Source organism: Arthrobacter sp. HMWF013 (genome assembly GCF_003061105.1).
Lineage (GTDB): Bacteria > Actinomycetota > Actinomycetes > Actinomycetales > Micrococcaceae > Arthrobacter.
In genome coordinates this window covers 1-7,803 of the sequence record NZ_QAIQ01000687.1, presented here as the reverse complement: position 1 = coordinate 7,803, position 7,803 = coordinate 1, and the positions used below count along the sequence as shown (strand labels likewise).

At 66.0% G+C, this 7,803-nt stretch carries 11 protein-coding genes; 9 read left to right on the top strand and 2 right to left on the bottom strand.

The features are described from left to right. The 8 genes from DBR22_RS22370 to DBR22_RS22330 all read left to right on the top strand — a co-directional run. A partial coding sequence (locus DBR22_RS22370) for an NAD(P)H-quinone dehydrogenase (RefSeq protein ID WP_108600788.1) occupies window positions 1-1,129 on the top strand: 1,129 nt, incomplete at its 5' end. Between the two features lie 39 nt (window positions 1,130-1,168). Further along, a complete protein-coding gene (locus tag DBR22_RS22365) occupies window positions 1,169-1,927 on the top strand; it encodes a prolipoprotein diacylglyceryl transferase (RefSeq protein ID WP_108600787.1) in 759 nt (252 codons plus the stop codon). Beyond that, window positions 1,924-2,250 carry a hypothetical protein gene (locus DBR22_RS24050; protein ID WP_181365295.1) on the top strand — a complete coding sequence of 109 codons (327 nt, stop codon included), beginning with the start codon at window positions 1,924-1,926 and terminating at the stop codon, window positions 2,248-2,250. The genes DBR22_RS22365 and DBR22_RS24050 overlap by 4 nt, the downstream gene beginning before the upstream one ends. Before the next feature lie 228 nt (window positions 2,251-2,478). Then, complete coding sequence (locus DBR22_RS22350; RefSeq protein ID WP_108600786.1) at window positions 2,479-2,826, top strand: hypothetical protein; 348 nt, start codon at window positions 2,479-2,481, stop codon at window positions 2,824-2,826. 1 nt (window position 2,827) lies between these two features. Then, a complete protein-coding gene (locus DBR22_RS22345; protein WP_108600785.1) occupies window positions 2,828-4,429 on the top strand; it encodes a radical SAM protein in 1,602 nt (533 codons plus the stop codon). Window positions 4,430-4,468: 39 nt separating this feature from the next. After that, entirely contained in the window at window positions 4,469-4,840 is a 372-nt protein-coding gene (locus tag DBR22_RS22340; RefSeq protein WP_108600784.1) for a hypothetical protein, read from the top strand. Between the two features lie 76 nt (window positions 4,841-4,916). After that, a complete protein-coding gene (locus tag DBR22_RS22335) occupies window positions 4,917-5,102 on the top strand; it encodes a PspC domain-containing protein (protein ID WP_108600783.1) in 186 nt (61 codons plus the stop codon). 102 nt (window positions 5,103-5,204) lie between these two features. Further along, window positions 5,205-5,759, top strand: coding sequence for a flavodoxin domain-containing protein (locus DBR22_RS22330; RefSeq protein ID WP_108600782.1), 555 nt, complete (start codon window positions 5,205-5,207; stop codon window positions 5,757-5,759). On the opposite strand, the gene DBR22_RS22325 is transcribed toward DBR22_RS22330, so the two are convergent. Beyond that, on the bottom strand, window positions 5,744-6,433 hold the full coding sequence (locus DBR22_RS22325; RefSeq protein WP_108600781.1) for a hypothetical protein: 690 nt from the start codon (window positions 6,431-6,433) through the stop codon (window positions 5,744-5,746). The two genes, DBR22_RS22330 and DBR22_RS22325, sit on opposite strands and share 16 nt — an antisense overlap. Window positions 6,434-6,595: 162 nt before the next feature. On the opposite strand from DBR22_RS22325, the gene DBR22_RS22320 reads away from it, so the two are divergent. Continuing rightward, the gene (locus tag DBR22_RS22320; RefSeq protein ID WP_181365294.1) at window positions 6,596-7,222 is read left to right on the top strand and encodes a hypothetical protein; all 627 of its coding nucleotides are present in this window, start codon (window positions 6,596-6,598) and stop codon (window positions 7,220-7,222) included. A gap of 69 nt (window positions 7,223-7,291) precedes the next feature. Here the strand turns inward: DBR22_RS22320 and DBR22_RS22315 are convergent. Beyond that, window positions 7,292-7,803 (bottom strand): (2Fe-2S)-binding protein (locus tag DBR22_RS22315; protein WP_181365293.1); only part of this gene is annotated, 512 nt, incomplete at its 5' end.

Sequence of the window (7,803 nt, the reverse complement as noted above, 5' to 3'; positions counted from 1 at the left end):
CAACGACAGGCTGCTGGGCCTGGCCCGCCAGCAGTCCCGGGACATCTCGTCCGGGCTGGAGCAGCACAACGTCCGCATCCTGATCGGTTCCGGCCGGCTCGTGGATACGCACACCATCGAAGTGATCACCGCCGACGGGACAGAAACGGTGGAAGCGGACACGATCCTGCTGGCCGTGGGCGCCCATCCGCGTGAACTCCCCACAGCCCGTCCGGACGGCGAACGTATCCTGAACTGGGCCCAGATCTACGACCTCGACGAACTCCCCGAGGAACTCATCGTGGTGGGTTCCGGTGTCACCGGTGCAGAATTCGCTTCCGCCTACAACGGCCTGGGCTCCAAAGTCACCCTGATCTCCAGCCGGGACCGGGTGCTGCCCGGCTCCGACACCAACGCCGCTGAGGTGCTCGAGGAAGTCTTCGAACGCCGCGGCGTCCGGGTTCTGTCCCGTGCCCGCGCGGAAACGGTCGAACGGACGGACGACGGCGTGGTGGTCACCCTTGGCGACGGATCCAAAGTCACCGGCAGCCACTGCCTGGTCTGCGTGGGCTCCATCCCCAACACCGCCGGGATCGGCCTGGAAGAAGCCGGGGTTGCACTGACCGAGAGCGGGCACATCAAGGTGGACGGCGTCTCCCGCACCACCGCGCCCAACATCTACGCCGCCGGGGACTGCACCGGCGTCCTGGCGCTCGCCTCCGTGGCCGCGATGCAGGGCAGGATCGCGATCGCCCATTTCCTGGGCGACAGCGTCACGCCCATCAAGCTTCACCAGGTAGCGTCCAACATCTTCACCTCCCCGGAGATCGCCTCGGTGGGTGTGTCCGAGGACGAGATCCACTCCGGCAAGTACCAGGGAGATGTGATCAAGCTGTCCCTCAAGAGCAACGCCCGCGCCAAGATGCGCAACCACAAGGATGGTTTCGTCAAGATCTTTGCCCGCAAAGGCTCCGGCACCGTGATCGGCGGGGTGGTGGTGGGACCGAATGCCTCGGAACTGATCTTCGCCATTTCCATCGCCGTGAAGCAGAAACTCCACGTGGACGACGTCGCCAGCACCTTCACGGTGTACCCGTCGCTCAGCGGCTCCATCTCCGAAGCTGCCCGGCGCCTGCACGTCCACATGTAGTACCGAAGGGCCGCAGCGGCCCACTGCTACACTCTGCTCATGATCGGGCTTCCCTTTGCGGGAGATGGGCTGGTGCATGGTGGCCTTGTGGGGCTGGGAATCTTCGCAGCCCTGGTGTTTTACGCCTACGAGAAGCGCCGCAGGGGCCTCACCGATCCCCGCCTTTGGCCCATTGCAGGCTTCGCTGTTGCCTTCGGTGCCATTGGCTCAAGGTTGCTCACATGGGACGTTTCCCGGGAGGTCTCCCTCGCGGACTGGTGGGGTAACGGGGACCGCAGCATCCTCGCGGGGCTGGTCGGAGCATGGTTCGGCGTCCATCTGGGCAAGCGGCTCACTGGTTACCGCAACCCCACCGGCGATCTGTTGGCACCCGCAGTCGCTCTGGCGCTGATTCCCGGACGGATCGGTTGCCTGCTGACGGAACTGCCGGGCACGCCCACCGGGGGAGCGTGGGGGATTGAACTCACCCCCGTGCAGGCTGCAATGCTCGGCACACAGGCCGGCGTGGGCCTCCACCCGTCATTTGCCTACGAAATGGTGTTCCACCTTGCGGCATTCGCCGTGATGTGGCGCTTCCGTGACCGCTTGCCCCGTCCTGGCGATCTCTTTATCTGTTACGTGACCTCCTACGCCCTGTTCCGGTTCGGAGTCGAGTTCGTCCGTGGCAACGAGGTGATCCTGCTGGGCATGAGCCGGCCCCAGTGGTTCCTTCTGGTGGTTCTCCCCCTGCTGCTCTGGCGGATGATGCGTGTCTTCGGGAAACCACTCCGCCCGCAGTTGGAAGGAACGGCGGCATGAGCAGGGAAAATTCGCGCCCAGAAGACGAGGAACCCCCTGAACCTGCGCTCGGCCCCTTGGGCTTCGGAATCCTGGTGGGGGCTCCTGCCCTTTATGCCCTCTATGTCGGGGTACCGATTGCCTTCGGTGGCCCCTCGTCCATGCGTTTCCTGACCGGGCCGTCCGCCTTCATTCCAATCGCTGTCTATCTTTTGGCAGCGATGGTGCTGGCGGTCAGGCCACGCACGTCACGGTGGGGGGCGGGGCTGCTCATTGGCCTGGGAATCTTCACCCTGCTCGGCGGAGGGCTGTGCGTCGGAAGCCTCGCGCAGATGAGAGCCTGAGATGAACCCCTCACTGTTCGCTTCCCGGCAGGTGCTGCCTGGCCCGGGCCAGGCGCTCCCCGGGGACCGCATGCCGGTTCGGCGTCGAAGTCTTCCGGGGCAACGTGGTGATCCTGCTGGGGATGAGCCGGCCCCGGTGGTTCCTTCTGGTGATTCTCCCCTGCTGCTTTGGCGGATGCAGCGGGTCTTCGGGAAACCTCTCCGCCCGCAGTTGGAAGGAACAGCGGCATGAGCGAGGACAAGCCAGACACCCCATGGGACCCGTTCGAGCAGGAGAATCCGCCCGCGGAACCAAAGCGCGGTTCCATGCTGCTCGGAATCCTGTTGGGGGCTCTTGCCCTTTATGCCCTCTATTTCGGGACAACAGCGGGGATCGCTCCGGATCAGGGGTACAGGACCTTCCTTGCCGGGTATGCAACGTTCATACCAATCGCACTGTATCTCGCGGCAGCCATTGTGCTGGCGGTCCGGCCCCGCACGTCCCGGTTGGGTGCGGGACTCCTTATTGGCCTGGGAATCTTCACCCTGCTGGGCGGCGGGATCTGCGTCATGGCACTTTCACAGATGAGGGGCTGAGATGAATCCGTCACCATCCTCCCGGCAGGCGCTGCCCGGCCCCGGCCAGCCGCTCCGTGGGGACCGCATCCACCGGTACGTCACCGCGTTCTGTCCCCGCTGCCACGAAGGCAACCCTCCGCTCGCGCAGGTGCGGCGGCTCTCCGGCGCGCTGCTGATCCGCGATGACCGGGTATGGCTCGAACGTGGCTGCCCCGACCATGGGCTAATCAGCACGCTGTACGACGAGTCTCCCGAAATCCTGCGCTACCTGGAGAAGTGGCAGGCGCCCACCAAACAGCACATCCCCGACCAGGCGGACAACTACCGCCAGGTGCCGGAAGCTTACGCGTACGGGCTGCCAGCCATGCAGACGCAGCACACGTGCATCCTCCTGCAGGACATCATCGAGCACTGCAACCTGCGTTGCCCCACGTGCTTCACCGCCTCCGGCCCCCAGCTGCAGGGGGTGGCACCGCTGAGCGAGGTCCTCGCGAACATCGACACCCGGCTGTCCCGCGAAAACGGGCGGCTGGACGTGCTAATGCTCTCCGGCGGCGAGCCGACGCTTTATCCCTATCTCGCCGAACTTCTGGACGAGCTCGTTGCCCGTCCGGTCGTCCGGATCATGGTGAATACCAACGGCATGCTGATCGCCACCGACGACGACCTGCTGGCACTCCTGGCCGAACATCGGGACCGGGTGGAGGTGTACCTCCAGTACGACGGGCCGTCGAAGGAAGCCTCCATCCACCACCGCGGCGGAGACCTCACCCGCTTCAAGGACGCCGCAATAGCGCGCCTGTCCGAAGCGGGCATCTTCACCACCCTGACGATGACGGCCACCCTGGGCGTCAACGACGGTGAGGTGGGCGCCGTGGTCATGCGGGCCTTGGAGACCCCGTTCGTCGGCGGTGTGGCGCTTCAGCCGGTGTTCGGTTCAGGCCGCGGCCACGGCATCGACGCCAGGAACAGGCTCACCCATACGGGCGTCCTCGATCGGCTTGCGGAGCAGACTGGCGGGGTGGTCTCGTGGCACGACCTGACGGCACTCCCGTGCTCGCACCCGCACTGCGCGTCCGTGGGCTACATGCTGAAGGACGACTCCGGGGTCTGGCGTTCGCTGACCGCCCTCATCGGGCATGATCAGCTGCTGGCCTGGCTGGAACTGAATCCTGACAGCATCGCCAACCGCATAGCCGACAGCGCGATCCCGCTGGAGCTGCGCAACCTGATGAAGTCCTCCCTGCTGGACCTGCTGAGCGAACAGTCCTCGCTGTCCCACCCGCGGACCATGGATCTCTGGAAGAACATCTGCACCCAATGCGACCTCGGCATCGGCACTCTCACTACCCTGGCGGCCGGCAAGCTCCCGGGCCAGCAGCAACGGCTGCGCAGGCTCCTCGCCGAACGCGTAACCCGCATCATGGTCAAGCCGTTCATGGACATTTCGACCATGATCGAGGAGAGGCTCACCCAGTGCTGCGTCCACGTGGGAACAAAGAGCGACGACGGCGGGCACCAGTGCGCGCCGTTCTGCGCTGTCCAGGCGTGGCCCGCTTTGGCCAGGCAACGGATGAGCACAGCCACGGGCACGCGGCTTCTCCCCGTCCGCCAGGTATGAGCCCGCCAGGTATGAGCCAGCCCGCGAAAAGGAGGAATGATGAGTTCCGCTTCTGATGCCCGGCGCATCGCCAACGGGCCGTCGCCGTCACAGCTGGTGCGCGCCAGACACGCAGCCGGGCACCACCGGGCACCTGACCTCAACGAGGATCAGCAGCCCGCGCCGCCCTTCGACCCGCTGCGGCTATGCATCTTCGCCACTGTTGCCTTGCTGGGCTGGGTAGCCGGTCCGGTGGCACTGGCGGTGTTCGCTGCCATCGGGTTTGCCGGATATTGGAAGGCGCGCCGGAGGGGCCTCACTACATCGAACTGCTACCTGCGCGACACCAGGCTGGTGCTGGCCTATCTGGGAATCCTGCTTATCGCCGGGTTGTGGGGGATCTACGTGTTGGCTGCGCGCTTGGTGGGGTGATGCAGGGGTTGTCTGCCTGTTGGCTGCCGGGCCTTGGTACCTGACGGTCATCAGCCTTTTCAGGTAGCGTGGCGGCATGAGTACAGCACTGGAGCGGCCGCGCAACGGAAAAATCATCGCCGGCGTGTGCGCCGCGCTCTCAGCCCGCTTCGGAATTCCGAAGTTCCTGGTCAGGCTGGGGTTTGTGATCTTTGGTGTGGTGGGGATCGGGGAGCTGGTCTACGTCGCCTTGTGGATCATGATTCCCAAAGCCCCGGCGTAAGCGTCCGGCACCGCACGGCTACGGCCGGCACGGCTCGAGCCGGCACCAGGACGGGGACGTTCGGCCCTACTTCGGCAGCGCCCTGCACGCCCACTGTGGAGCATGGCCAATATCTATATCCCCTATGGCAGCGTTGAAGGGCAGACAGCCCGGATCGTTGAGTACATCGCCGAGCTGGTCCGTGCCCATGGACACGAGGCCGAAACGGTGGATCTTAAGCATTCCGCCGGCAGCGGTATCCCCAGCGGCCAGGACGCCGTGATCGTTGCGGCCTCGGTCCACATGGGCAAACACGAGGGCTTTGTGGTCGATTTTGTCCGGGAGAACCGCGCCGGACTGGAGCGGCTCCCGTCCGCACTGATCTCGGTGAGCCTGGCCGCCCATGGCGACGAACACGATGCTGAGGGGTTCGTCACGGAGTTCGAGGAACAGACCGGCTGGCATCCCGCCCACGTCGGGATCTTCGCCGGGGCCCTGCTTTACACCCAGTACAACTTCCTCAAACGCCAGATGATGAAGAAGATCGTCCGGGACAAGGGATCTACGGACCTCGATACGTCCCGCGATTATGTCTACACCGAGTGGGACGGCGTGAAGCGCTTTACTGAGGACTTCCTCGCGGGAATTCCTGCCCCGTCCGGTCAGGAACGGGCGTAGGGCGGGACTGCATCCCCGGGGGACAACGGCCTGAACCAGTGCTCAAAGCCGAGTTCGCCGTCGTCGGGGGATTCGTCAGCATCTTCTGAGTACAGCGCCTGGCTGTCTGCATCCTCCAGCAGGACTTCCTCAACCCGCGCCCGCCAGTCCTCCGGAAGGTCCAGTTCGTAGATGTCCTCCGTTATCTCCGCCTGGTCGAGCAGGCAGCGGACTGCCAGTTCGGCGGCCAGGCAGCCGGGTGCGGTCCAGCCGCGGGCCAGGGACGCCGTGACGTCGGAGGCGACCACGATGAACTTCCGGGTGAACGCCGCGTCATAGCTGGCTGCAAACCTGGGCGGCAGCGAGGACAGCACAGAGGTTCCTGCGATGTCGGACGGGGTGACGGCGTCCGGGCCGCTGAGCGTTCCGAGGTCGCGGAAGAGCTGGTCGAGCAGGACGGCCGACGAGTTCCAGAGCAGCCCTGCCAGCAGGAGCGCGTGGCTGACAGCTTTTTGCCGGTCTTCGGGCGGGACCGACGCCATTTCGGCCAGGTCTTCGGGCTCGAACTGGAGCCGCTGTTCCGGGGTCATGTCATCCGGGTGCGGATCAAGGCCCAGCAGTTCCAGGCTCAGACCGGTCAGCTTCCCGGCGTCAGCCAGCAGTTCGTCGGTGATGTCGTCGTCGTCGGCGCTCATGGCCCCGATGCTACCCGCCGGACACTCCGGCCCCGGCTTTCGTTACGCGCTACATATCCGCCCGCCCCGGTACTTTTGCCTCTGTGTCCCGACGCCGGTCAGCCCCAGACTGATGCCACCGACCGGGTGGCCTTCATTCGTGCGGACACGAAAGGGAGTCCCATGCACCGTCGCCAGTCCTGGCCGGCTCGACCTGGCGTGACGGTGGTGGCCGTGCTCGCCGTGCTCCTCGCCTCGTGTGCAGCGCCCGCGGGCCAAAGCGGGCCAGCGTCGTCGTCGGCCGTGACCGCCAGCCCGGCCTGCGACCTGATTACCCCGGAGATTGCAGCGAAAGCAGTCCCAGGGATCTTGCCTGTGGGCCAGAACAGTCCTGACAGGCCGATGGGCAGCAAAGCCTACCTGTGCACGTACTCGAGCAAGTCGCCCACGGGGATGATGGCCCTGTCGGTGGCCCTGATAGCGCCGGCGTCGGCCGCGGACATCGAGAAGGCGAAGTCGACGCCGGACTGCTCACCTGTCACAGGCATCGGCGGCTTTGCCTGCCTGCAATGGACAGGCTACTTCCAGGGTGAGGCCGGCGGCGCGTCCGCGAACACCGTGCTCCACGCAGTGCGGGGCGACGAGGTCCTCGAGATGCCCTACGTGACGGGACCGCCCATGGACAGCAGCAGCGCGCCGGATGGCAACGCCATGGCGCATGCGCTGGTGCAGGCCGCAGCGGACGCGGGCTGGGGCAATGGCACCCCTCCCAGCGTCCCTGCCGCTCCGCCGGTTGGGGCGTCAGGCTAAGCAGCGGAGGGCGTCGGGGACCGGGGCCCTCAATATGCTCAAGTGAGGGCGCGCCCGGGTCAGGCCGGCTCAGGCGACGGCCCCTTGAAAGTGTTTTTCGATGAGCCCTTTGATGTCATCATGGCAGCCGCCGCACCCGGTCCCGGCGCGGGTGGCACCCGAAACTTCGGCCACCGTCCCGCAGCCGTCGGTCACTGCAGCGGCGATCTTCGTGCCGCTGACACCTGCGCACCGGCAGACGGTACGTTCCGGGTCCACGGCGCCGGCCGAAACCGGCTGGTCCGGGCCATCCAGGCGCAGCATCAGGGACCGGTCGGCGGGCAGTTCGGCGCTGCGTTCGAACAGTCCCACCAGTTCGGCGGCGGTGCGGGGCATGCCCACTGCCACCAGGCCTTCGAGCACACCACCCCGGGTGGTCATCTTGACGTAGCGGCCGTGCTCGGGATCAGCCCACTGCGCGATCTGCAGGCGGGGGCGGCCGTTCACAGCTCCGGCGGTCAGTGCCTCCTCGTCCCAGGGTTCGGCAGCGTTATCGCCGGCCACGGCCATGTTCAGGCCCCGGGCCTTGAGGACAATGACGC